General features: G+C 44.0%; 28 protein-coding genes. 2 read left to right on the top strand and 26 right to left on the bottom strand.

Features of this window, described 5'->3' with window-relative positions:
* Nucleotides 1–32: 32 nt before the first annotated feature.
* The 13 genes from A6049_RS07920 to A6049_RS07860 all read right to left on the bottom strand — a co-directional run bounded on the left by A6049_RS07920 (nucleotide 33) and on the right by A6049_RS07860 (nucleotide 10,481).
* Nucleotides 33–1,958, bottom strand: a complete 1,926-nt coding sequence (locus A6049_RS07920) for an FtsX-like permease family protein (protein WP_063564134.1) — start codon at nucleotides 1,956–1,958, stop codon at nucleotides 33–35.
* Nucleotides 1,955–2,710: an ABC transporter ATP-binding protein gene (locus tag A6049_RS07915; RefSeq protein WP_063564133.1), complete on the bottom strand. Its 756-nt coding sequence runs from the start codon at nucleotides 2,708–2,710 to the stop codon at nucleotides 1,955–1,957. Before A6049_RS07915 ends, A6049_RS07920 begins: the two co-directional genes overlap by 4 nt.
* A gap of 100 nt (nucleotides 2,711–2,810) precedes the next feature.
* Nucleotides 2,811–3,815 (bottom strand): sensor histidine kinase, encoded by a 1,005-nt coding sequence (locus A6049_RS07910; RefSeq protein WP_063564132.1) that lies wholly within the window; start codon nucleotides 3,813–3,815, stop codon nucleotides 2,811–2,813.
* Entirely contained in the window at nucleotides 3,812–4,501 is a 690-nt protein-coding gene (locus tag A6049_RS07905) for a response regulator transcription factor (protein ID WP_063564131.1), read from the bottom strand. The genes A6049_RS07910 and A6049_RS07905 overlap by 4 nt, the downstream gene beginning before the upstream one ends.
* Nucleotides 4,502–4,800: 299 nt before the next feature.
* Nucleotides 4,801–5,541, bottom strand: coding sequence for an SDR family NAD(P)-dependent oxidoreductase (locus A6049_RS07900; RefSeq protein WP_063564130.1), 741 nt, complete (start codon nucleotides 5,539–5,541; stop codon nucleotides 4,801–4,803).
* Nucleotides 5,542–5,613: 72 nt separating this feature from the next.
* Entirely contained in the window at nucleotides 5,614–6,333 is a 720-nt protein-coding gene (locus A6049_RS07895) for a class I SAM-dependent methyltransferase (RefSeq protein WP_063564129.1), read from the bottom strand.
* 267 nt (nucleotides 6,334–6,600) lie between these two features.
* The gene (locus A6049_RS07890; RefSeq protein ID WP_063564128.1) at nucleotides 6,601–7,107 is read right to left on the bottom strand and encodes a GNAT family N-acetyltransferase; all 507 of its coding nucleotides are present in this window, start codon (nucleotides 7,105–7,107) and stop codon (nucleotides 6,601–6,603) included.
* Between the two features lie 30 nt (nucleotides 7,108–7,137).
* Nucleotides 7,138–7,611 carry an NUDIX domain-containing protein gene (locus A6049_RS07885; protein WP_063564127.1) on the bottom strand — a complete coding sequence of 158 codons (474 nt, stop codon included), beginning with the start codon at nucleotides 7,609–7,611 and terminating at the stop codon, nucleotides 7,138–7,140.
* Nucleotides 7,612–7,638: 27 nt separating this feature from the next.
* The gene (locus A6049_RS07880) at nucleotides 7,639–8,163 is read right to left on the bottom strand and encodes a YfiT family bacillithiol transferase (protein WP_063564126.1); all 525 of its coding nucleotides are present in this window, start codon (nucleotides 8,161–8,163) and stop codon (nucleotides 7,639–7,641) included.
* Nucleotides 8,132–8,749 carry a GNAT family N-acetyltransferase gene (locus tag A6049_RS07875; protein ID WP_095206012.1) on the bottom strand — a complete coding sequence of 206 codons (618 nt, stop codon included), beginning with the start codon at nucleotides 8,747–8,749 and terminating at the stop codon, nucleotides 8,132–8,134. Before A6049_RS07875 ends, A6049_RS07880 begins: the two co-directional genes overlap by 32 nt.
* Nucleotides 8,749–9,291 (bottom strand): hypothetical protein, encoded by a 543-nt coding sequence (locus tag A6049_RS07870; protein ID WP_063564125.1) that lies wholly within the window; start codon nucleotides 9,289–9,291, stop codon nucleotides 8,749–8,751. The genes A6049_RS07875 and A6049_RS07870 overlap by 1 nt, the downstream gene beginning before the upstream one ends.
* A gap of 20 nt (nucleotides 9,292–9,311) precedes the next feature.
* The gene (locus tag A6049_RS07865; RefSeq protein WP_063564124.1) at nucleotides 9,312–9,752 is read right to left on the bottom strand and encodes a cupin domain-containing protein; all 441 of its coding nucleotides are present in this window, start codon (nucleotides 9,750–9,752) and stop codon (nucleotides 9,312–9,314) included.
* 57 nt (nucleotides 9,753–9,809) lie between these two features.
* A complete protein-coding gene (locus tag A6049_RS07860) occupies nucleotides 9,810–10,481 on the bottom strand; it encodes a class I SAM-dependent methyltransferase (RefSeq protein ID WP_240321354.1) in 672 nt (223 codons plus the stop codon).
* Nucleotides 10,482–10,708: 227 nt separating this feature from the next.
* Between A6049_RS07860 and A6049_RS07855 the strand changes: the two genes are divergently transcribed.
* Nucleotides 10,709–11,482 (top strand): sporulation protein, encoded by a 774-nt coding sequence (locus tag A6049_RS07855; protein WP_063564122.1) that lies wholly within the window; start codon nucleotides 10,709–10,711, stop codon nucleotides 11,480–11,482.
* 99 nt (nucleotides 11,483–11,581) lie between these two features.
* Here A6049_RS07855 and A6049_RS07850 read toward each other — a convergent pair whose 3' ends face one another.
* The 3 genes from A6049_RS07850 to A6049_RS07840 are packed head-to-tail and all read right to left on the bottom strand — an operon-like array spanning nucleotide 11,582 to nucleotide 13,016.
* Nucleotides 11,582–11,872 carry a hypothetical protein gene (locus A6049_RS07850; RefSeq protein WP_063564121.1) on the bottom strand — a complete coding sequence of 97 codons (291 nt, stop codon included), beginning with the start codon at nucleotides 11,870–11,872 and terminating at the stop codon, nucleotides 11,582–11,584.
* 12 nt (nucleotides 11,873–11,884) lie between these two features.
* The gene (locus A6049_RS07845; protein ID WP_063564120.1) at nucleotides 11,885–12,421 is read right to left on the bottom strand and encodes a DEAD/DEAH box helicase family protein; all 537 of its coding nucleotides are present in this window, start codon (nucleotides 12,419–12,421) and stop codon (nucleotides 11,885–11,887) included.
* A gap of 19 nt (nucleotides 12,422–12,440) precedes the next feature.
* A complete protein-coding gene (locus A6049_RS07840) occupies nucleotides 12,441–13,016 on the bottom strand; it encodes a DMP19 family protein (protein WP_063564119.1) in 576 nt (191 codons plus the stop codon).
* A 241-nt stretch (nucleotides 13,017–13,257) separates the two neighbouring features.
* On the opposite strand from A6049_RS07840, the gene A6049_RS07835 reads away from it, so the two are divergent.
* Nucleotides 13,258–14,418 carry a glycosyltransferase family 4 protein gene (locus A6049_RS07835; RefSeq protein WP_063564118.1) on the top strand — a complete coding sequence of 387 codons (1,161 nt, stop codon included), beginning with the start codon at nucleotides 13,258–13,260 and terminating at the stop codon, nucleotides 14,416–14,418.
* 241 nt (nucleotides 14,419–14,659) lie between these two features.
* Here A6049_RS07835 and A6049_RS07830 read toward each other — a convergent pair whose 3' ends face one another.
* The 10 genes from A6049_RS07830 to A6049_RS07795 all read right to left on the bottom strand — a co-directional run bounded on the left by A6049_RS07830 (nucleotide 14,660) and on the right by A6049_RS07795 (nucleotide 21,889).
* Nucleotides 14,660–15,163 (bottom strand): NUDIX domain-containing protein, encoded by a 504-nt coding sequence (locus tag A6049_RS07830; RefSeq protein WP_063564117.1) that lies wholly within the window; start codon nucleotides 15,161–15,163, stop codon nucleotides 14,660–14,662.
* 76 nt (nucleotides 15,164–15,239) lie between these two features.
* Entirely contained in the window at nucleotides 15,240–15,902 is a 663-nt protein-coding gene (locus tag A6049_RS07825; RefSeq protein WP_063564116.1) for an HAD family hydrolase, read from the bottom strand.
* 23 nt (nucleotides 15,903–15,925) lie between these two features.
* A complete protein-coding gene (locus A6049_RS33215; protein ID WP_205411996.1) occupies nucleotides 15,926–16,066 on the bottom strand; it encodes a hypothetical protein in 141 nt (46 codons plus the stop codon).
* 123 nt (nucleotides 16,067–16,189) lie between these two features.
* Nucleotides 16,190–16,360, bottom strand: a complete 171-nt coding sequence (locus tag A6049_RS32545) for a YHYH domain-containing protein (protein WP_094030628.1) — start codon at nucleotides 16,358–16,360, stop codon at nucleotides 16,190–16,192.
* A gap of 103 nt (nucleotides 16,361–16,463) precedes the next feature.
* Nucleotides 16,464–17,243 carry a Cof-type HAD-IIB family hydrolase gene (locus A6049_RS07820; protein WP_063564115.1) on the bottom strand — a complete coding sequence of 260 codons (780 nt, stop codon included), beginning with the start codon at nucleotides 17,241–17,243 and terminating at the stop codon, nucleotides 16,464–16,466.
* A gap of 286 nt (nucleotides 17,244–17,529) precedes the next feature.
* Complete coding sequence (locus tag A6049_RS07815) at nucleotides 17,530–19,065, bottom strand: PH domain-containing protein (RefSeq protein ID WP_063564114.1); 1,536 nt, start codon at nucleotides 19,063–19,065, stop codon at nucleotides 17,530–17,532.
* The gene (locus A6049_RS07810) at nucleotides 19,062–19,559 is read right to left on the bottom strand and encodes a PH domain-containing protein (RefSeq protein ID WP_063564113.1); all 498 of its coding nucleotides are present in this window, start codon (nucleotides 19,557–19,559) and stop codon (nucleotides 19,062–19,064) included. The genes A6049_RS07815 and A6049_RS07810 overlap by 4 nt, the downstream gene beginning before the upstream one ends.
* A 104-nt stretch (nucleotides 19,560–19,663) precedes the next feature.
* Nucleotides 19,664–20,230 carry a GNAT family N-acetyltransferase gene (locus A6049_RS07805; protein WP_063564112.1) on the bottom strand — a complete coding sequence of 189 codons (567 nt, stop codon included), beginning with the start codon at nucleotides 20,228–20,230 and terminating at the stop codon, nucleotides 19,664–19,666.
* Nucleotides 20,231–20,487: 257 nt separating this feature from the next.
* Nucleotides 20,488–20,910 carry a hypothetical protein gene (locus tag A6049_RS07800; RefSeq protein WP_145921908.1) on the bottom strand — a complete coding sequence of 141 codons (423 nt, stop codon included), beginning with the start codon at nucleotides 20,908–20,910 and terminating at the stop codon, nucleotides 20,488–20,490.
* Between the two features lie 202 nt (nucleotides 20,911–21,112).
* Nucleotides 21,113–21,889, bottom strand: coding sequence for a hypothetical protein (locus A6049_RS07795; protein WP_063564110.1), 777 nt, complete (start codon nucleotides 21,887–21,889; stop codon nucleotides 21,113–21,115).
* Nucleotides 21,890–21,976: the final 87 nt, after the last annotated feature.

Raw genomic sequence — 21,976 nt, 5'->3', positions numbered from 1 at the left:
TTAATGTATTCCTCTGTTCCTCATCCTCTGGTCTACAATGATTCCTTAATCACTCGTTTGTAATACCATATGGACAACAGGCCGAAGATGGAATACAACAACGTATACACTATCATGACGATTACAGTCGGTGTGGCAAGTTCTGTACCGAAGAAAAACCAGCCTGATTTCACGGCAAAATAACTATGGCTCAGTCCCACAACAAGGGGAATGCCGAAATTAAACAACTGCTTGAACTGAATTCCGCGTAACAGATTGCTTTGCGTAAACCCGAGTTTGCGCAGAATCGTATAGTTTGATTTCTCTTCTTCGCTCTCATTCATTTGTTTGAAATAGAGGATACACCCGGATGTAATCAAGAAGGTGAGTCCCAGGAAACCAACAATGAACATAATCAGGCCCATACTGGTACGTTGATTATTTCTGAACTCGATCTGGGAGAAGCTTGGGGCCTTCAATTGCAGATCTGCAAAAATAGCATATGCATTCTCTTCTTGCCTCGAATCTGTAATTTGCACACCGTAATAATCGGTCGCTTCCCCTTTTTGAAGTTTTGGATCAAGATCCTGCGCAAGCTCTGCATAAACCGATTCATCCACAACCGTCACGGGCGTGCCTTGGTTATAGTATACGGGAAGCACGCCCTGTTTGACGGTTCCAATCAATTGCTGGTCAATCGTATTTTTCAATCCGTGCAGAACAACGGGACCTTCATCCTTAATAGAAAAGAATTGCTGAATCACATTGCCATATCCCATGAAAATAACTTCGCCTGGTTTCAGGTCGATGTTATCCACCATGCTGTCACTTAACACACTGCTGAACAATCGATCTTCCGACAGGGAGTCATTCATCACCTTGGTTGCATCAATTTCAATATACAAAGGTTGTCTGTGCTTTTCTTCATACGGAATTTGTTTGTTATCCAGCTCAGCTACAAAACGATCCTTTACCTCAGCCTGAGCAAATGAAAAATCTTCCGGTAGGCTTTCCTTAGCTTGTGCCTCTGCCGAATAATAGGAAATGTAACTGAGCGACAACAAACCTATGGCGAGTGCCGATACGGTAGTAATAATGGTCAGCAGCAAGGCATTCGACCTCATGCGAAACATGATGGAGGATAACGACAATACCTCATTAATGGAGAGATAGCCTTTTTTACTTTTGCGAATCAGATTAAAGAGAAAACTGACGGAACCTTTATAGAACAGATATGTCCCCAGAATAACCGAGAACAAAATCAAAATCATGGTGTACATTAACTGCTGCATATCCAATTTCTCGACGCTGAACAGCCGTGCAGACAGGATGTAACCGAACACGATGAGAGCAATACCCAAGATACCCATCAGAATCTGCCCCACAGATAACTTCTGTACCTGCTGCTCCGTTGTAGAAGATACTCGGAAGAGCGATAGGATGCTCTGTGCTCGGATAAACAGGTAATTCATCAGCATGATGAGCAAGTACATGACCGCAAAGACAATCAGCGTTTGCAACAGCGCCATCGGTGAGAAGTATAGTTTTGTTATCGCATCAACGCCAATAATTTTGAACAAAATCATTAATATCAGCTTGGAACCCAGAAACCCGATTAGAATACCGATTACCATAGAACCAAAGTAGAGAATACAATTTTCCGCACTCAAGATGCCAAATATTCTCCCTTTCGTCAGTCCGATTAGCTGAAACAAACCGATCTCCTTACTGCGTCGCTTGATAAAGATTGTATTGGCATAGAGCAGAAAAATGCCCACAATGACAATCAGTAACACGGACGAGGCCCCTATCGCGGCAGCCCCTTTCGTTGATTCAGCAACCTCATTCATGGAGGGATCATACTGCAATGTCACAAAGGAAAAATACAGCGCCACACTAAAGATCAGGGCGAAGACGTAAAGATAATAATTTTTCAGGTTTTTCCTCAGATTGCGAAAAATGATGTAGTTCAGACTCATGGCTGCACACCACCCAATACGCCCTGAGTTTTGATAATATCGTTGAAGAAGGATTGCCGGGACTCGTCTCCTTTATTTAATTGAGTGTAGATCTGACCGTCCCGAATGAAAATCACCCTGCTGCAATAACTTGCGGCAAACGGATCATGTGTAACCATAATAATCGTAGCCTGATGTTTCCTGTTCATATCACCCATTTTGCCAAGCAGGTCCGAAGCCGATTTGGAATCGAGTGCACCTGTCGGCTCGTCAGCGAAAATAATGCTCGGATCATGCACAAACGCACGAGCAGCCGACGTCCGCTGCTTTTGTCCACCCGAAATTTCGGACGGATATTTGTCTTTCAATTCGTATATGCCCAGTTCACGAGCGATTTGTTCGAACTTCAGGTGTGCCTCCTGCTTCGGAATACTCGTAATCGAGAGCGGCAGCAATACATTTTCCTTCACGGTGAGGGTATCCAGCAGATTATAATCCTGAAAAATAAAGCCGAGATGGTGTTTGCGGAATTCAGCCAGCTGTTTTTCCTTCATGCCGGTGAACTCCTTACCCTCAATGTCAATCGTGCCCTGACTTACCCGATCGATCGAAGAAAGAACATTCAACAGCGTCGTTTTCCCCGAACCTGAGGGCCCCATAATCCCAACAAATTCGCCTTTACTTACCCCGAGATCAATCCCCTTGAGGACTTCCTGTTTATTTAATTTGTTGCCATAGACTTTATGAATTTTTTTGGCTTCCAGTATCCACATATCCCACTCACTCCTCTTTGGTATATCTTTATCATAGGCGGGATGCTCCAATTAATCGTGCGATTCACCGAACAAAACCAAAAAGCATGTGACAATGTTGTCACACGCCTGCAAGGTGGATCATGTCATTTTTTCGCGGGAAGGTTAGCTTGACGCTAGTGCCCTCTCCGGGAGCAGACTGTACCTTAACGTCTATACGAAGTGCTTGTGCCACCTGTCGGGTCAAATACAAGCCCATTCCCGTTGCCGTTCCTTCCAGTCTACCCTGAGTTGAAGTGAAGCCTTTATCAAAGATACGTGGTAAATCCTGCGCTTCGATCCCTCTTCCATAATCCTGAATGGTCAATATGATGTGCCCATCCTGTTCCTTGCTTTCAATGACAATGTCAGAGGAATGGCTGTATTTCACGGCATTACTAAGCAGCTGCCGTATGATAAAACCTAACCATTTGCTGTCTGTCAGCACCTTTGTCACATCTAATGACACGTCGAAGCCAATCCGTTTGGATATACACCACGACTTCAAAGCTCTAATCTCGCCGTTCAAAATCGGTTCAAGCTCTGTCTCTTCCACAAACAAATCATTATGCATAAATGGAATACGCTTCTGGTGAAGCTGCTGATCGAGCAGTTGGTGAATTCGCAGCCATTCATACGTCATCTGACCCTGCAGCTTGTCATCATGCATTCGCTCAATCATTAATTGCAGCGCGGTTAAGGGCGTCTTCACCTCATGAATCCAGGACAGTATCTCATCCTTTTCTTGCTCCAGCAAAATAAAATGAGATGAGGACTCCTTCCGATAACGTTCGGTCTGGGAAGTCACGGCATCGTGCACAATCCGTTCATAAGGACTTTCAGCGATATCCAAATCCCCTGGATCATAGGTATGATCCCAGGCAGTTAATCTTTTGTAGAAACGAGTCTCCCTTGGATATCTCGCCCAGATAAAAACGATGCATACCACCACATTCAGCACGACGATATATGATACGGATCGGAATGGAATGGATGTGTCGATATAGGCTACAAATAAAAAGATGAGCTGCATGCTTATAAGCAACACTAACCAGCTTAGCTTTTCCCGTATGTATTTGCGAATCATGTTTCCGCCTCTTCTGTTGCCATGTAGCCCTGACCAACTTTCGTTTCGATATAGCCATCCAGATTTAGCGGCTCCAACTTCTTGCGAAGGCGATTCACGTTGACCGTGAGTGTGTTGTCACTCACAAAATGTTCATGATCCCACAGACTGCGAATCAGGTCTTCCCGGGTCACAATCTGATTTTTGTGCTCCACTAGCACTTTGAGAATGAACATTTCATTTTTGGTCAAAAGGACAGATTCATTGTTATAGGTAAGTGTATTTTTCACATATTCAATGGTAGCCCCACGCCATGTGCGCAGCTCAATCCGCTCTGTATTGTAGTTATATACCCTACGCAGGATCGCCTGGATCTTGGCAATCAGCACATCGAAATGGAAGGGCTTCTGGATAAAATCATCTGCGCCCAGATGCATCGACATGACCATATCCGTAGGATGATCACGTGAGGACAAAAAGATAATCGGCACATTGGAATGGGCTCGAATCATGCGACACCAATGAAATCCGTCATACTGAGGAAGCTGGATATCAATAATGACCAGCTGTGGCTGAATGGCACTGTATTCCTGCATCACTTTGCCAAAATCCTGCACGCCATACACGTCATACGACCACTGGGATAACCGTTCTTTGATTTCACTGAACAACGATTCATCGTCTTCAATGAGCATAATTTTAAACATATTTTCACCACGTTTCTGTTCTTCTTGGGTATTGCCCGAAGCATATTGTTTGACAATCTACGGGGGACCGTTCCAGATACGGATCGTTCTTCCGATCGCTGTTGTCCCCAAATTTCCTTTATTAAATTTATTAAATGTAGAAATTAAGTGACAAAGGCGAACGCTACCGCTTCTTCAGAATCGATTCCGTCTCTTCCACTCCTGCCGCTATTAATAGATCAATACAAATTTCGAGGCAAAGTAAATCCATAATCTCTAACCAATTTAGATGAATCTAAACGTTTATAACTGTTAATCTATTATCCCTCCATAGTATGGAGGACCTTGCTTGGATCACTGATTTCTTCCATCCGTTCGATTAATTGCTTTGCGACATCTTGTGGCGATCTTAATTGGCCTGCTTCATAAACCTGACCGAATACCTCAGACAGTGCAAATTCCTCTGCATTTTTGCCTCTTGCCACAACCTGTAGCTCAGTATCTACCATCCCTGGATCGAATGCAATCACTTCAACGGGATTGGGTTGCCCGGATTGTTCCATCGCTACGCACTGGGTGAACATGTTTATTCCAGCTTTGGAGGCACAGTAAGATGCCATTGAAGGTGCCGGATAACTGCCTGACCCGGACGATACATTGACTATTTTTCTGCGTGTGGTCAGGTGATTGGTATGTTGTATACAAGATGAAGTCAGAATCATAGGCGCTGCCAAACTGATGTTCAGATTAAGACTGATCTCCTCTGCACTGCACCGATCTATCGATTTCAACGGTTCCAGCATCGCTGCATTGTTAATGAGCCCGATGAATTCAACTTCTTGCGGTGGAATCTGTTCCAATATGCCTGAGACAAGATCGTCGATGCTATGAATATCTGCCAGATCAAACTGAACATGCTGGTAACGCTCGTAGGCTTCCTCCAAGTCAGACGTTCCGCGTGCAATACCGTAGACGTGACCTCCCTTTTCCAATAACAATTCCGCAAGCTGTTTGCCGATTCCTTTGGATGTACCTGTAATGATAAAATACCTTTGTCCCATATTCTCCCCGCCTTTCTCTCGCTCTGTGCAATATTGGTTAAACACGTCAAATCTATGACCCTTCCTCTATGACTACACGTTTGGTTTTCTCCACAATGTCACCCATAGGATGGGCAAGCCAAAACAATCTTCATCCTGATCCATCGCCTTCATCGGTCGCAGCTCCACGCATTCAAAAGGATCTTCCAGCAAATAGCGAAGCTTTTCTTCCGTAAAAGCCAGACCACCTTTCATCGACTTCTCACGGTATACCTCCCAATCGTCCATAACGCTCTCCGGTCCACCCTGACCGCCAAATCCTGGAGCAAAGCAGGTCATTCCAAAATACCCTCCAGGTTTAAGTCCGTTCTGAATCTTCTGTATGTAGGGAATTCGCTGATGTGGCAGCAGATGGTGAAGACAGCCCGAATCATAGACCAGATCGTACTCTTCCTGTGGCGTGAGTTCAAATGCTGATTTGCATTCAAAATTCACTTCAAGCTGTTCCTCCACAGCTCTTTCCTTGGCCCAGGCAATGGCTGTCTCTGAAAGATCATAAGCATCTACTTTATAACCCTGACGTGTTAGATATATTGCATTTCTTCCCGGGCCACAACCGAGCTCCAATGCTTTGCCCCCAGGTAATATTCCTGAGTTCACTTGTGCTACCAGATTTTCATCCGGTTTGTTTGGAAAAAAGGGAATCGGCCGGTCTCGATTCTCGTAAAAAGGTTCCCAAAATTGCTTCGCTGATCTGAATTCTGAGTCAAGCATGTCATATAGATCCTGGACATTTTTAATCGTCTTCTCCATAACCACATTCCTCCTCAAATCCATATAAATTATCCTTCATATTCCCTCTTATGTTTCGATCTCTGTGCTCACCATTTGCCCGCTTCATCACGGTTTATACCCTAAATCAACTACCCTCTATTATAACATTTTCACCCAATCCAACTCTATTTTTCTTGTAAGATTCGAGCCGAAAACAGTCTGATTATATGTAAAAAAACGCTGTTTAGAAGAAAGTAATTCCCTGTCCTCTCAACAGCGTTATAATCCTTTTTATTCAGGATTCGATCAGCTTAACTTCTTCGTTAAATAGAGCACTACATCGTCGTCGATGATCGTTTCATCGCCCCATTTTAGATAACGATCATGCTTGTGAATGCCCTGTCCATCTGGTATATATCCACGACGGGCATACAGAATTTGAGCTTTGCCATAATCGGAGAACACCCCGACACCAATCCCGGCAGTTTCGGTTCGCTCATGAATGACTTCTTCTGCCCGGTCCATCAAACGTGATCCAATTCCCTGACGCTGATACTTGATCAGCACATTGAAATCATTAATTTCCGGAATACCCTGTTCCCTGAACGAAGGGTAATACGAATTCCACAATACATTCACGTAACCGGCAAAAGCTCCATCCAATTCCGCTATCAAAGTCACTCGCTCACCATTCTGCTGTTCTGCAAGATATTGAATGTACTGCTCCGCCGATTTCGCCCAACCCTGTTCCTGAAACGCCTGCGAAATTACGACCGGATCGCCTTCATTTAATAGTCTGATATGTATATTCATCGATATAATCTCCTTAATATTATTAGATATTTAAATGTTATTTTCACAAAGAGTCAGATCCACAAAGTGTTCTTGTGTCCCTTTGGCAGAATATATCCTCCATCGATGCAAAAAAGAATAAAACATATCACCAAAATTCATGCCCTCTGGTAGTTTATCTACCATTTTCATTGCACCTATTTCGGAGTTAGGTTCCAGCGATAGAGCACGGAATTTCGTAATATTCGCATAATAAACCATACCAAACGTTCCATTCATTTGGTAAATTCCGAAAGGTTCTAGCATGAACATCAATGCTCCCGTCTCTTCGTACAGTTCTCTTTCTGCAGCCCTAAGAACTGACTCGTCGGGTTCACGATTACCTCCTGGGAATTCCCAGCCTCTGCGTTTAAGATTATGAATAATGACGTATTTCTCCTGAAACTGAGTAACCATGATGACATACTGAATCTCTTGTTCCAATTCATGATATTCACTGAGATCCAGCCACTGTTTCTCTATCATCGAAATCACACCTCACATATTTCACCACTAGATTCTCAACCTGCTTCTAAGCGAGGTAATATGGGCAACGTGGTGTCTGCCATGCCATGCATATACGCCCAAATTGTAGTCCAGTCTGGTCGTTTCTTTGGAAGCGGGATGATAAAAGGTTTTGGCATAGTCTACATCTGTTAATGTGTTCAGTAGCGCTACCCAACGTCGATGCAGCGCATCCAGGATTTGCAGGGAAAACTCGACATCCAGCTCCCGCGAATCACTCAGTTCAGCCCATCGCTCCTCGTAATATGGTCTTATCGTGGGGTTATCCTCCGTCAGTGCCAGCTTGAAACGAACCATGCTATTCATATGGCTATCTGCCATATGGTGTATGACCTGTTTGAGCATCCAGCCACCTTCCCGGTAGGGTAATCTCAATTGGTCTTCACTCAATCCTTTGACCGCTTCGCGGGCGCGCTCCGGCAACTCCGCAATATCCTGAATCCACTGCTTCCGCTGCTCTGATGTAACCTCGCCTGTATGTTCAAATGATCCAATCGGGTATCTCAAATCCATCGATCATTCCTCCTTGGTTAAATGGTTTATATAGCACCGCGTACTGCCTATGGGTATACTCCATCAGCCAGCAGTCTCTCATCTGCCCTTCATGCAGTTCATGTTCTGGTAACAGTCTGACCTTCCTGAATCCACACTTCTCGTAACAGGATATGGCTCGTTCGTTCCAGGATTGCGGGTCCATGACCACTTTCCGAGCTTGTTTATCATTGACCAGATAGGTCATCATGGATTGTACTAGTTGTGTGCCAATAGCGCGGTTCCAGTAATCAGTTTCTCCAATAAACTGATCTGTTCCATAGATGATTTCATCGGTATCTCCATAACCATACTCATTCCGTTCTTCCTCCTCCAGTTCATAGAACTGGATATAGCCGATCGGTTTACCTTCGTGTTCAACCATACAACGATGTGCCGTATCCTCTTGTCTATAAAAGTGCTCTCTGACCAAATTCAGATCATGCGGCTGATCACGGCCTTCGTAATATTGAAGTACTACTGGGTCAGACAACCATTGAACAAGGAGCTGTTCATCCTTTTCATCCAGTAAACGTACCGTAATCTCATTCGATTGATAGATTAGCATCACTCTGCATACTCCTTAATGATCTCCAGAGGCTCTCCTGAGACCCAGCTCAGGTCTTTGCCCAGTAATTTTTCCTGATGAACATAATAGATCATCGGTTGCCGAATCAGTTCTGCCTCCTCACCCAAAGGATGAATAGTAAAACGCACCTTGTACGTGCCCACCGCATCAGGTATGGAGAACCCTGCAAATTCAGTAATCGCTGTTGATGACTGCCTCTGTAACACTTGACGAAGAATCTCTTCCATTGCACCTGTGCTGCCGACGGAAGTAGGTCGAATAAATCGGTTGTCCTGTTTGTCATCAAAAGATATTGAACCCCAGCCAGCTACAAGGGGATATATGGTGTGCTGACCCTTATCTTCTTTTGTACGTGTAATGGTTAATTGCACCTCGTATTCATCCGTAGCTGTCTGCCGAATCGTGCCCTTCATGTTAACATCCTGCGCTGTAATGCTTGGAGCCAGATTATTATATACAAGAAACACTGCTACAATAATAATTGCAATACCAGTTAGCCAAAATATCGTACTTTTTCGCATGTTTTTAACCCCCAAGCTGGTTAAGCGTAAGTCTGAATTAATTCACTCTCCATTAGCTTCTGTGTAACGCTGTCCAGTTCCGGAGAAGCAGACCAATCACTATCTGTATTCAAACCATATTTAATCGTATGGATAACGCTATTAGCTGACATATATAAATTATGGTGTACTCCTGGTTGCACAATGATGTGATTTCCTTCGCCCATAACTCTGATTTCAAGCGTCTGATCATTCGTAAAATTTGCATAAGCGATCCAACCAGACTGCACAACATAGAACTCGGTTATATGGTTATGGAAATGGCTATTTTGCCATGCTCCCTGAGATGAAGCTACCGTTCTGCAATAATAACTGCCATCTTCTGAAACCATCTTGTATTTCTGTTCCCCGTTAGCCATCTGCTCGAAGCTGGTATTCACATTATCTGGTCCTAAATTTTGTTCTAAAGTTTCTCTATCCAAAACACAACCTCCAGATCTGAAATACGAAGTCAGGCATTCATATTTTATAATCTTTCTTTAACGCCTTACGGCCTTCCAGATATATTTGTGCTCACGCACAGCAAGTCTCCCATCAATCTGATTTTCCTTCAGCTTAACTTGAAGCTGTTCATAGTACTCCGACCGTGTATAATCCGGGTTTCCGGGAATATCGGAAAGAAAGATAGCGAACTCTTTTTCATCAGGGAAAACCATTAAGGCCTCGTTGAATTCCTCAATCTCAATGTTTACATACTGATTTGTATGCAGCCTTTCTTGTACCTTGCTTACATCCGTATGAATGCCAAAGATCACGCCACCCTTTCGCAGCAATCTCCCATGTTCAATAATGGACGTAGGTCCTCTGCGGTCATAGATCAGGTCGAACTGTTCGTCTTCGAAGGGCAACTCTGTTTTGGTTGTAGCGTAGACAAATTCAACATTCCCAACGTCACCGGCCACAAGCCCAGCCTGAGCGATACGCAGTAGCTCCTTCGAGTTGTCAAAACCCGTAATATGATCGGTATATGCCGACATTTTTAATGTGAATTCACCATGACCACTACCTGCATCAAGCACAGATTTATGCTGAGGTAGCAACTGTATCAAGCGCGCTTCAAATACATCTTCTGCTGAATTGCCCTCCCAGGTAAATACCGATCTGCCTTTGTATCCTCCGTTACGCCGTGCGATCATGTCATACCATTCCATGCCCAATAGATATCCCCCCCCAGAAGAAAATCCCATATTAAACAACATTCGACACAGACAAGTCGATTTTCCTGTCCATAAGTTAACTTTTTTCTCATTTAAAGAGTTTTATCTATTCTCATCTTGTGCTTGTTAAAATTTGAAACGCTTCTCTCGTAGGCGCCGTATTATGCTCGAAGTCGTATTTTGCCACTTGGATAAACCAATAGGATGTGGAGGTTGAATGAATGTCTTTTTTTAAGAAAATGTTAGCCAGTGTAGGTGTTGGAGCAGCCAAAGTAAATACAGAATTACATACACCTGAGGTTACGCCTGGAGGAGTCATCTCTGGGATCGTGTACATCGAGGGTGGAGACGTGGAACAGAATGTAGACCGCATCTACCTTACGATCAAAACCCATTACATACGGGAGCACAATGATCGAAAAGTAAATGAAACTGCCGTTGTAGCCAAATACTTGCTTACCGAAGGTTTTATATTACAGCCTGGCGCCAAACTGGAGAAGTCCTTCTCATTTGAACTACCAGAAAACCTTCCAATTACACTGCATCGTGCAGAGGTGTGGGTTGAAACTGGCCTCGATATCTCAAGCGCCATGGACCCCTCTGACCGGGACAGACTCCATGTAGTTCCTACAAAAGATATGAACACTGTGCTTGATGCGATTGATCTCCTTGGTTTCAAACTGCGGGAAGTGACCAATGACTATGCTCCAAAGCTTGGTGGCAATCTTCCATTTGTACAGGAATTTGAATTCGTGCCAACGAGTAAATTCCGCGGTTATTTGGATGAGTTGGAAGTATTGTTTTACCCGATGGGAGATTCACTGGAACTGTTGCTTCAGATCGACCGCCGTGCACGTGGACTCGGTGGCATTTTCTCGGAGGCGATGGGGACGGATGAGAGCTTTGTCCGACTGCATCTCTACGAGAGACACCTTGCACGGGGTGCGCATTCGGTTGCCCAAGGTCTGGAAGAAATCATCTCCAAGCATCTATAATCTTTTAAAAATAGATCCAAAAACAAAAAACAGTTCTCCTACCAACTTTCATTGGTGTAGAACTGTTTTTAAATATGTTTTTCTTTTATTAATAAACAATCAGGAACGCTGTGTCCAGCGCTGTATCCCCGATCGAAGTCCATAGTATGCGGCAGCAAGCAAGAGAAATCCAACAGCAGCGATCAGAATGGAAGTCATATCCCAACGGGCAATGGAGCCAAAAGCAACCTTGGACTGCAACGTGCTGGTAGATGAATCGGTGTTCATCATTTCAGGTGTATGATTCAGCGTCATTAACATTCCTTGAATGACATTCCAAGCCATAAAACCCAGTGTGAATAGCAAAGTTACCAACAGGGACTCCATACCTAATCGTTTGTTGATACTCATTATTTTGCCTCCTCATTTACGGTTTGACAACAATTTGGAAGTTATAAAATTCACTACATCATCTGTTGTTTGCCCATCCGTCTGAATGTACTCTTCAAAGCGTGCTCCATGGAATGCTTCAATACACTTAACCGCTTGTTGAAAAGTCCATCCATCAGGCTTATCCCCGCGCTTCAACAATCTCTCATGTAATGTTTCCATAGACGTCATCAGGGTAAAGTGAAACAGGTCAGCGTCGAGCTCTTTCAGACCCCGATGGATGTAACTGAACTGCTCGGACTTGTAGATGGTCATCGGAACAATCAGATGTTTGTTATACTTCTGCCTGATTTCACGGGCGACTTTCACGGTAAGGACTTTCCACAGCTCCATATCCTGAAAATCGTCCGTTTTCTCCACATCCATTCGGACGTCATCCACAATCACGTTTCTTAACATGTATCCAATCTCTTCTGGATCGTAGATCATGCTGTTCGGAATTAACGGCTGCAGCTTGGTTGCAGCAGAGGTTTTACCCGAGCCAAATGCCCCATTAATCATCACAATCATAGTGAAGTCCTCCTGCGTGTCAGATTGAATTAGACAAGAGGTGCTCCAACTCCTGTTTCAGGCGATCTTTGTTCGTATCCACATATTGATAAAGGAGTTCAAATACCTCTTCATTATCCGATTGCATGCTTAAATTACCCGCTTCCAGCTCAACCTGTTGCAAAACCTCATGGATCTGCTGTCCATGCGTATTCAGGGTCGTCGTTACATCCTGTTCGGAGAGTGCATTCACATTTTCTCTTAACTGCTCAGGTGTTACACCAGTTTCGGATAACATATGCTGGATGTTCTTCAGAATCTCTGCATCAGCATCATTGCCTATGCGCTGCATCGCTTCCGTCGTTTCACCCAGAAAACGCCCACTCACATTTTCAAGAAAACCAGTAATGCCGCTCATGGATAGCTCTGTATCCAGATCTATGATCAGGATGGTATCTCGCAATACCTGTGGAAGTTCAGGTCCACACTCCCGAATGGTCGCAAATTCCGCGCGATACAGATCCATCGCAACACTCCCCACCACTTCCTCACCTGACATGCTGTCAAACTGATCCAAGGGTAATAATTGCTGCAATTCTTCCTGTAATTTGTTCATCTCTCTGCCTCCTGTATCTCTCTATCTATATAAGTTGGACCAATGATTTCACACAGGTCCACTATAACTAAACGCCTATACATCATAGCAGAATATGTTATATAAGTTTATCCGATGTAAGTTTGCACCAGATCACTTCCCCGCACACTTTACACGGAATATGGATAAAGTTAACCTTCACTTGACCTTTGGAAAATGATCCGCTGTTATGATCTTCTCATCAAGAGTCTTGGGAGGGGTTATGATGCGCCTGGCCTTGTTCACCGACACCTATGTTCCGGAAACCAATGGTGTTGCCGGTACGCTGCACCGCTTGAGTAATCACTTGAACCGCAAAGGCATTGAGCATCTGTTATTCACACCACAGTCTGTTATTGAAGGCAACGATGCCGCTCCGGTCCGTTCCGTTACCAACATCCCCTTTTTCCTCTACCCGGAATGTCGTATTGCCTTACCTAATCGAGCAGCCATTCATCGGGAGTTAAAGACTTTTCAGCCAGATTTGCTGCATATCGCCACTCCGTTCAATATGGGTCTTTTCGGTCTCAGATATGCGCTCAAGTATCAGCTTCCACATGTCATCTCCTACCATACTCACTTCGATCGGTACCTCGAATACTACAAGTTGAAAAGCGTCATTCCTCTTTACTGGAAGTATATCCAATGGTTCCACCGAGCCTGTGATGCAACATTGACACCGTCTCAAGAGACCTTAAACTCATTGCAATCAAAAGGTATTCAACGTCTGAAGTTATGGTCCCGCGGGATCGATTGCAGCCTGTATTCACCTGATAAACGAAGTTCCGATTTTCGTACTCGCTACAATATAACGGCTCCTCTAATTCTACTCTACGTTGGACGAATTGCCCCGGAAAAAGATATCGCTACCCTCACCCTTGCCATGCAGCAGTTGCCAGAACATATGCAAGCCCGTGTACACTGGATCATTGTAGGCGATGGGCCATTGCTCCCCAAAATGCGTATGCAATCCCCACCCAATGTCACCTTTACAGGGTATCTGCATGGTGAAGAGCTTGCTGCTATGTATGCTTCGGCAGATATCTTTGTGTTTCCTTCCTCAACAGAAACATTTGGCAATGTGGTGCTGGAAGCGATGGCTTCGGGATTGCCGGTGCTCGCTGCGAATGGTGGCGGTGTAAAAGACTTGGTCACACATCATCGAAGCGGTGTTCTGTTCAAGCCAGGCCATGCGGATGCATTGATTCGGGAGATATGCCTCTGGGGAGATCATATGGATCAACTGAGGAATATGGGTCTTGAAGGCCGAAAACTTGCTGAACAGCGTTCGTGGGATCACATTTTTGACAGGTTGGTCAGAGATTATGAGGAAGCCATTGAGAATCGGAGAAGACGCACGAAAGATCGAATCATCACAGCTTGATTTTCATTAAATAAACCGAATTGAATAATGGATGATCACTGCTGCTCCAAGACCCACCTGTTGAAGTTTGGATATTCATATCCATCATCATTCCAAAAAGAGAATTTATATTCAATACGAGGTATTAAAAAAGAGCGGGGATGGTTAATATCCTCGCTCTTTATAACAGTCGTCTACAGACGTTAAACGTATAGCTTTTTCGATCAGAGATATGTCCCTTTCCCGGTCAAGACGTCTAACATTACACAACGGGTTCAAAGGATATCGTATCTTGCATAATACTCCATTCTACCCTTGGTTTAGCCGTTGCCCCTTCTCCATTCAGGACATTCCCGATCCATATCTCGTCGGTCTCCTGATTCTGCAAAAAGTGCCGGATCGCAGCTTTAATCAGAATGGATGTATGTAAATCCAGCAGTTCATCCAAAGGAATCCAAAATAAATCCCCTTCATCTGATGGAATAAAGGCTCGATGTGTCGTCTCACCAAAATATACAAACTGCTGCCGAACTTCACCGTCGCTATACTGCATCAAAACATATCGAAGACGGAAATTTTCAATTTCCGCTTGCTTGAACCCCGTCTCTTCTTCAATCTCCCGGTAACTAGCGGTCATTGGTGAATTAAGCTCGCCGTGCTCCAGATGCCCGCCAATACCACCCCAGAACTCAAAATCGAACAGCCTGCTGCCTGCCTTCTTCATCATTAACATGTCGTTGCCATTACTCAAAAATGCGGTAGCCATTTGTCTGATCTCCATGTGCACCTACCTCACTGTTCTGTTATGTAGTGTTGTTTGAAACTAACCTGAAAGTCTCCCCTTAGAGCAGGCCTTTTAATTCACCAAGATGCTCAATAGCATGTAATGGTTTGGTTGTAATGCTGTCCTGCCAAGGCTGATTGACCTTCATCCAGATCGTGCTCAAACCTACTTTTGCCGCTCCTTCAACATCATTGACGGGATGATCTCCAATGTAGATACACTGCTCGGCAGAGAGGTTGAAATGATCCAATGCCAATTTGAAAATACGAGGATCGGGCTTTTTGACCCCAGCCTCTTCCGAAACGATAATATGATCAAAATCATCCCGGATGCCAAGTTGATCGATTTTGCCGTACTGAATCTCGGTTTTACCATTGGTGATTAAACCTGTTTTATATTTTCCTCTTAGATGCTGAACCACTTCTCGCGCCTGCTCCATCAGAACAGCACTTTTCACATACTCTCTGCCATAGAACTCCATAAGCTCCGCGTGAGGTGGATTCTCAGCCCAAGGTAATTCATGGAGCAGCTCGTTGAACAATACATCCTTGTCCTTGTAACCGTCCTCATCCAGCTCAATAATTCGTTTAAGAATATCATCTGTAGTCTGAATATGAGCAAAATAAGTGTTGATCAAGCTCTGGCTGAAGCCTTCAAAGGTACTTGTTCTGTTGAGAATCGTATTGTCTAGATCAAAAATAATCGCTTTAATATGATCCATCGTCATACTCCTCCTGTCTGGTCTTAAAAACGTTCTTTCCTTAATAGTTGCTCCAGTTTCCGATTGGTTTCGGCCTGCTCTTGAATTAACCGTTTCGTATTACTTTCTATGCTGATGAGTGTGACCGTCATAATAATTACACAAATGATCCCAATAAACCCCATAATACTACTCACCTCTAACGTAATGTTTATTGTATTCTGTTAGCTGCGACTTCCATGAATTATAAACATGCAAACCCAACCATAGATTAGACCATGGCTGGGTTTACCTTGTAAAACTCAATTTCATTTCTTCTTTTTGTGATAATGGTAGCCTGTGCAAAGGCCCTTTTGTTTGGATTTCGCGGAACAATTATGTCCACCATTTTTGTCCAGTCTGCCTGGATGGGCATAAGCTGAAGAAGATACACCAATAAGTACGACAAAAGACAAGATTACAATGACAACCTTTTTCATAAGTCACCCTTCGATCACACCCTATGCTTTAGGGCTTAATTCATCCTCCATCATTCTACATGAAAACCCATAATTAGGATATCCTTATTACTCCAACATTTGCTTATTCTATGATTTTAAACTTCCTCAACGCATGTGTGATGCCATCCTCACTTGCTCGCAATGTGATATAGTCGGCACTTTGTTTGACGCGTTCTCCTCCGTTTCCCATCGCAATACCAAGACCCACGTACTCTAGCAAATCCATATCATTTTCACCATCGCCAAAAGCCATTGCTTCCTCTTTCGATATTTTCAGGTGGGCGAGCACTTTTCCTGCCGCTATCGATTTGGATACTTCGTTCTCTTCCAGTACGTTAGACACGTAAGGATGAAACCTCACGAATTTTAATGTTGGAAATCTGGAATGGAATTTCTCCGCTTCGGCTTGATCGGCATATAAACAAATGCAATACACTTCCTGTTCCAAAGAACTGATTTTCAAGGGGGACCCCATCAGACCGAGCGTATCTCTCAATGCATCGGTAACACGTACATCCCTTGTACATAAACCATTCATTTCGAATGACTCTGTAAAATAAGAAATACTGCTGCCGTTCAGCTCGGCAAATTCACTGATTTCTCTAACCATTCGTGTAGAAAGCACCGATTTATCTATCACTTCTTCACCACTCTTGATCAATGCCCCGTTAGCCGAAATCATGGTATCAATCCCGAGTTTCCTGAAATCTCTGCATAAATTGTACGGTCTGCCAGTGACCAGCACGACCTGTATGCCCCTACTAACCAATTGTCGAATCGACTCCTCTGTACTTGGAGAGAGACTTCGATCCTTCTCACTGAGTAACGTACCGTCCACGTCCATAAATACGATTTTAATCAAAGGAACACCTCCTAAGTTATATCAATTGAACTAAAGCATATTTACACCTGCCACTCCGATGACAGAACAACCTTCCGATCGCTGTTATCCCCAGATTTTTTTGATTTCTATTTTCAAAGGGAAAAATCCGGGGATAAAGGCGAACGCTTCGCTTCTTCAGGTTATTTCTGACCTCACCGTTCTCGTGTAAATGTTTAGTTCAATTGATATAGAATTAAAAATCAAACTTCCATACAAAAGGCAAGTGCTCAGTTAACTTAGTAGTCTTCCTGCACTTGCCTTTACATTAACGGGTCTGGACGTTCTGGCTCCGCTCCATATACCACAGCTGAAACGACTCTACGGCTTCAAGCGGTATATCGTTTAGCGTATGATGCAGAACAGGTTTGGCACGATTCACGGTTTGAATCGAAGCAACTCCAAACCAGCGTTGCAGCAGATTACGGGTGATCTGTACCTCAATGACTTTCTCTCGCTTGGAGATGTATAGTGTTGAGGTTAATGCACCCGTTCGCAATTGGATAAAGTTCTGATTCAGGACGTATCGTGTATGGAGAAAATCAGTTATTCTGCATATGCCAATCCACAGTAACAGAATAGCGGAAATCATCCACCATGCCTGATTCTGTCCCAGAATCGGCGGTTTGAAATAAAACAGTAACCCTGTTGCAATGATCCACACCCAGCTTGGTGTCAGCATGCGCAGCCATAATGATTTGCGTGGAAACTTCTGCATCTCCTGCGTGACCTGATAGGATGGCAAAATCTCCGAGATCATATCGTAAGCTTGCTTCACAGGCAGAAAAGGATAGAGCGAGTTAACTTCCTGTTCGGATTCTCCCACACCACCTGCTGTCGTTAGTTCCACTTCTGCCAAGCCTAGCAGTCTTTTCATCGGAGACTGTGTGATTTTCACCGCCTGTACTCGTTCTTTCAGGATTGAAAATGCGGTCTGTTCCAACATACCCTTCGTAATGTAGATACGTTTGCGATCAGAGGAGATTTGGAAATCGCCATACTTCACAAATGTTCTGACAATACCTAGCATAATAGAAACAGCAATAAGTCCTGTGATGATCAATGCGGTAATCCACCAGGTATCCAGCCATGTCAACAGGATGCTCTCCGTCACTTTTTCATCGGGAAAGAAATCTTTCACCGACGAATAGAGCGATCCCAGAATCGGAATAAGTACCAGAAAGCTAAGTGACGTAAACGAAGCTTTGAATATATCTTTTCGAGTGGACTTGTAATGGACAATCCGTTCAAGCTCTTCTTTTACAGGTAGTTGAATATCTTCTTCCAGTGTTACGTATTCAAGTGGTGTCACGTGTTCTTCATTTGGCTCTACAGCATCACTGACGACATTCGCTTCCGATATATGCCCTGCTACAACCTTTTCAAGCCTATCCGATTCCGTAAGTGAAACGACTTGCAACTGAAAAGTAGAATCTTCTCCCTTGATACCCGTCTCAAAACGAATGGATGTGACTCGGAACAAACGATGAAACAACGACGTATGCCGGTTCACGTTCTGAATTTTGGTATAGGGTATCGTTCTTCTTGTGCGATTAAACACCCCACTGTAGATCTGAAAAGCCTTATCATCTGCGGTATAACGTAGCGTAAACCAACTCCAGATGATGCTTATCACACTAAACGCGATAGCCACATAAAAGACGATTCTGCCATACATGATCCACGTGGACGCCGAGCCATGACGGAGAATAAATAAAAAAACGATAAATGCAAAAGAATTTTTCACCAGTTTCCACAAACTCCAGAGCATGGCTAACGGGTGTTGTCTTTTCATCTCGTTCATTCATCCACCTCATTAATCCTTGCATAGGACGCAATCTGGTTACGCAGTTCAAGTGCCACTTCTTCTGGCAACGCCGGGATCGTATGAGATGAACCCATCGTGCCAACCGATACAGAATATAGGCCATATTTTCTCAAAAGGGGACCTTGGTTCGTCGTGACGGATTGTACTTTGGCCATGGGAACGATCTGATGTACCTTTTTCAAAGCGCCGTGTTTCAATTGCAAGAACTCCTCATTCGCATCGTAATACCAATGCTTGTATAACAATGAAGGCCGGATAAAAACCTCCCACACCGCATACAGCACTGATATGGCAGTCACTCCCCACAGCAACCAACCAATCCACGCCCTCCATCCAAAGACGGAATCCAGAATCAGCAGTGCTGCAAGCACAATCAACCCTATTCCGTTCGATATAATCGCACTGATTCTCCATATGGTTATGGCATCCGGCGATAAACGTTGCTCGGGTGTACTCTGTATGTACTGCATATCTTCACTCCTTTTTCTTACTGTACGAAGAATAGTCCTCTATCGATGCAGAAAGATTGACTTAGTAAAAGAGATGACCCCTGTTCAGTACAGGTCGTCATCTCTTAGTCATTTATTGCAGCAAAATCCTTCACATTACATAACCACACCATATGGTCCGTGCCTTCACCCCAGTAGTTCTTTGCCACGGCATAGGGTTCTCCAAACTTCCGCTGCCATTTCTTCTGGGCTATCCGGTATCCACTATCCAGGCAAAATTGCGTAATCTCACGCCTCTGAAGTTCGGTTGCCAAAGCCTGAATGAGAGCAGACCCAATACCCTGACCCTGAACCTCTGGCAAAACGTAGAGACTACCCAGCTCCCCTACGTGGTTCAATTGGTGGTCTGTGCATTCTTGAATCTCCTCACCGCAAGGACCATACGAAATGGTGCCCACGACGGTATCTTCCCTTTTGGCAAGCAGAAAGAAGACACTTGATTCCTTGTTGTTGTCCGGATGCAAAGCGAAGTGAAGCATCGCTTTTTTGTGTTCAATTTCATCACGTATGTCTTCGTGTAGGGAACCCAGCCCTTCCTGTGTGAATGCATTCGTTATGGATGTCTCAAATACCCGCCAGGCACTCTCCATATCCGATGATGTTAAAGGTTGAATGGTAATCAGGTGACTCATATGACCGTCTCTCCGTTTCAATAGATATATAAATTAAACCAAAGAATATTTACACTTGCCACTCCGATGACAGAACAACCTTCCGATCGCTGTTATCCCCAGATTTTTTTGATTCCTATTTTCAAAGGGTAAAATCCGGGGAGAAAGGCGAAGCTGATGCTTCTTTAGGTTTTTTCTGTCCTCTCCGTTATCGTGTAATTTTTTGTTGAATTTATATAGTAAACTGACTTACCGAAGGTAACCTGTAATCTTCTGTGTCAGTCCGTATGACTCTGGATCAGTTTCCTCACTCGGTTTGCATCCTCTATGGGTACGCTGTATCCTACGTGAGTATCCTCATGGTTAACCAGAAGGGCTGACTGCTTGGGATCTTTGCCTATGGAAAAATCATACTTCGTTAAGGACCCATCTGCATCTGTTAAGATCATCTTGTACTCCGCGCTATAATCAAGACTTCCCGATATACGCTCCGCTTTGTTTATAGCCTCGATTACGATTCCAATCTCAACAGGATCTTCAATTTTGACATCCTCGCACGCTTCAGTTATGAAGTTTGGGTTGCATGTTAATGTAATGAGCGAAGGTAGAGCTTCTTTCGGATTAGAATTAGTTCCAATTGGATGGTTGCACCCTGCAAGGAGCACCGCGAAGAGAACTAAGAGAATCCCTGCTTTTTTCATTAGCATATATACCTCCCGGCTAAACTAAACACATAGTACTCACTCTCTAAGCAATCATCTGTATCTAGCTCTAGATGCTTATGCTGACATGCTGCAGCTCGGTGTCCCATCCTTGGAGCAGGACTTTTAAACGCTGTGCAGTATCGGCCACGAAAGCACTTATCTTTACGTCCGTAATGAATTTGGGAACTATACCCGGTGTTCAACCCTGCACTCGCTCTGTTTGTATCCTCACAAATAACTGCTCCAAATCCGTATGAAGATCCGGCTGTTCGTTAACGAGCAGGCTTATGTATTCCGACCCGCATTCATAGAAAACAAGACGATTAAACGGGGCTGAGTCCCCCATATGATTGATTTCCAGTCCAAATTTCTCCCGTATTCGATTCTCCAGATAGCGCGCGTAACCTTCGTTCCATTCCAGCCAGTTGAAGTACTCCCCTTGTTCTTCACTCAAAGAGCTGAACAGGGCCACTCTCGCCTCTTTCACTTGCAAGAGATCCTTACTCTTCAAGGCTGACAGCAACGAAGTGATCCGCTGGACAACCATCTCATTGTCATAAGGAAACTCATAATCCAGTTCCCATGTTACACGTTTGATTTGCTCCATCTTACGTTTGATCTCAAGACGGTTACCCATGTCGGTATACTGCTCATATACGTAACAATGGACAAACTCATGAAAGAGATAGACTTTCTGCTCAAAATTTTGGAACGCCGCATCCGTCACCACTGCGCACATCCGCCCACCCATGTGGTGCACCGGAAATGCTGCAAGGCATCCTTCGGGAATGTTCAGGTCATCTGGGACGGTTTTCACCCATTCATATTGCTGCGTCTTGGACGAATAATCATAGATATATAATAAAGTTTCAAATGCCACAACCACGGGATAATAGTCTGCGAATAAAGGATGTATACTGACCAAATCTTTTTGAAGCTCCTGCAATTCGTTGATTTGCTCTAAAAAAGTATCCATGTCATTTACCCTCTCTTTAGTTGAATGATGAGTTAATCATATCAATAGAGCAACAATAAAACACTGAGAGAAAAATGATAATTCTAT

It is taken from the genome of Paenibacillus sp. O199, from assembly GCF_001636635.1.
Lineage (GTDB): Bacteria > Bacillota > Bacilli > Paenibacillales > Paenibacillaceae > Paenibacillus > Paenibacillus marchantiae.
The sequence above is the reverse complement of the archived record's forward strand: the minus strand, read 5'-3'. Positions and strand labels throughout refer to the sequence as shown.

Coding starts and splice junctions, on each gene's coding strand:
- A6049_RS07920 (WP_063564134.1), bottom strand. CDS start 1,958: ATGAGTCTGAACTACATCATTTTTCGCAATCTGAGGAAAAACCTGAAA.
- A6049_RS07915 (WP_063564133.1), bottom strand. CDS start 2,710: ATGTGGATACTGGAAGCCAAAAAAATTCATAAAGTCTATGGCAACAAA.
- A6049_RS07910 (WP_063564132.1), bottom strand. CDS start 3,815: ATGATTCGCAAATACATACGGGAAAAGCTAAGCTGGTTAGTGTTGCTT.
- A6049_RS07905 (WP_063564131.1), bottom strand. CDS start 4,501: ATGTTTAAAATTATGCTCATTGAAGACGATGAATCGTTGTTCAGTGAA.
- A6049_RS07900 (WP_063564130.1), bottom strand. CDS start 5,541: ATGGGACAAAGGTATTTTATCATTACAGGTACATCCAAAGGAATCGGC.
- A6049_RS07895 (WP_063564129.1), bottom strand. CDS start 6,333: ATGGAGAAGACGATTAAAAATGTCCAGGATCTATATGACATGCTTGAC.
- A6049_RS07890 (WP_063564128.1), bottom strand. CDS start 7,107: ATGAATATACATATCAGACTATTAAATGAAGGCGATCCGGTCGTAATT.
- A6049_RS07885 (WP_063564127.1), bottom strand. CDS start 7,611: ATGATAGAGAAACAGTGGCTGGATCTCAGTGAATATCATGAATTGGAA.
- A6049_RS07880 (WP_063564126.1), bottom strand. CDS start 8,163: ATGGATTTGAGATACCCGATTGGATCATTTGAACATACAGGCGAGGTT.
- A6049_RS07875 (WP_095206012.1), bottom strand. CDS start 8,749: ATGCTAATCTATCAATCGAATGAGATTACGGTACGTTTACTGGATGAA.
- A6049_RS07870 (WP_063564125.1), bottom strand. CDS start 9,291: ATGCGAAAAAGTACGATATTTTGGCTAACTGGTATTGCAATTATTATT.
- A6049_RS07860 (WP_240321354.1), bottom strand. CDS start 10,481: ATGGAATGGTATGACATGATCGCACGGCGTAACGGAGGATACAAAGGC.
- A6049_RS07855 (WP_063564122.1), top strand. CDS start 10,709: ATGTCTTTTTTTAAGAAAATGTTAGCCAGTGTAGGTGTTGGAGCAGCC.
- A6049_RS07850 (WP_063564121.1), bottom strand. CDS start 11,872: ATGAGTATCAACAAACGATTAGGTATGGAGTCCCTGTTGGTAACTTTG.
- A6049_RS07845 (WP_063564120.1), bottom strand. CDS start 12,421: ATGATTGTGATGATTAATGGGGCATTTGGCTCGGGTAAAACCTCTGCT.
- A6049_RS07840 (WP_063564119.1), bottom strand. CDS start 13,016: ATGAACAAATTACAGGAAGAATTGCAGCAATTATTACCCTTGGATCAG.
- A6049_RS07835 (WP_063564118.1), top strand. CDS start 13,258: ATGATGCGCCTGGCCTTGTTCACCGACACCTATGTTCCGGAAACCAAT.
- A6049_RS07830 (WP_063564117.1), bottom strand. CDS start 15,163: ATGGCTACCGCATTTTTGAGTAATGGCAACGACATGTTAATGATGAAG.
- A6049_RS07825 (WP_063564116.1), bottom strand. CDS start 15,902: ATGGATCATATTAAAGCGATTATTTTTGATCTAGACAATACGATTCTC.
- A6049_RS33215 (WP_205411996.1), bottom strand. CDS start 16,066: ATGGGGTTTATTGGGATCATTTGTGTAATTATTATGACGGTCACACTC.
- A6049_RS32545 (WP_094030628.1), bottom strand. CDS start 16,360: ATGAAAAAGGTTGTCATTGTAATCTTGTCTTTTGTCGTACTTATTGGT.
- A6049_RS07815 (WP_063564114.1), bottom strand. CDS start 19,065: ATGAACGAGATGAAAAGACAACACCCGTTAGCCATGCTCTGGAGTTTG.
- A6049_RS07810 (WP_063564113.1), bottom strand. CDS start 19,559: ATGCAGTACATACAGAGTACACCCGAGCAACGTTTATCGCCGGATGCC.
- A6049_RS07805 (WP_063564112.1), bottom strand. CDS start 20,230: ATGAGTCACCTGATTACCATTCAACCTTTAACATCATCGGATATGGAG.
- A6049_RS07800 (WP_145921908.1), bottom strand. CDS start 20,910: ATGAAAAAAGCAGGGATTCTCTTAGTTCTCTTCGCGGTGCTCCTTGCA.
- A6049_RS07795 (WP_063564110.1), bottom strand. CDS start 21,889: ATGGATACTTTTTTAGAGCAAATCAACGAATTGCAGGAGCTTCAAAAA.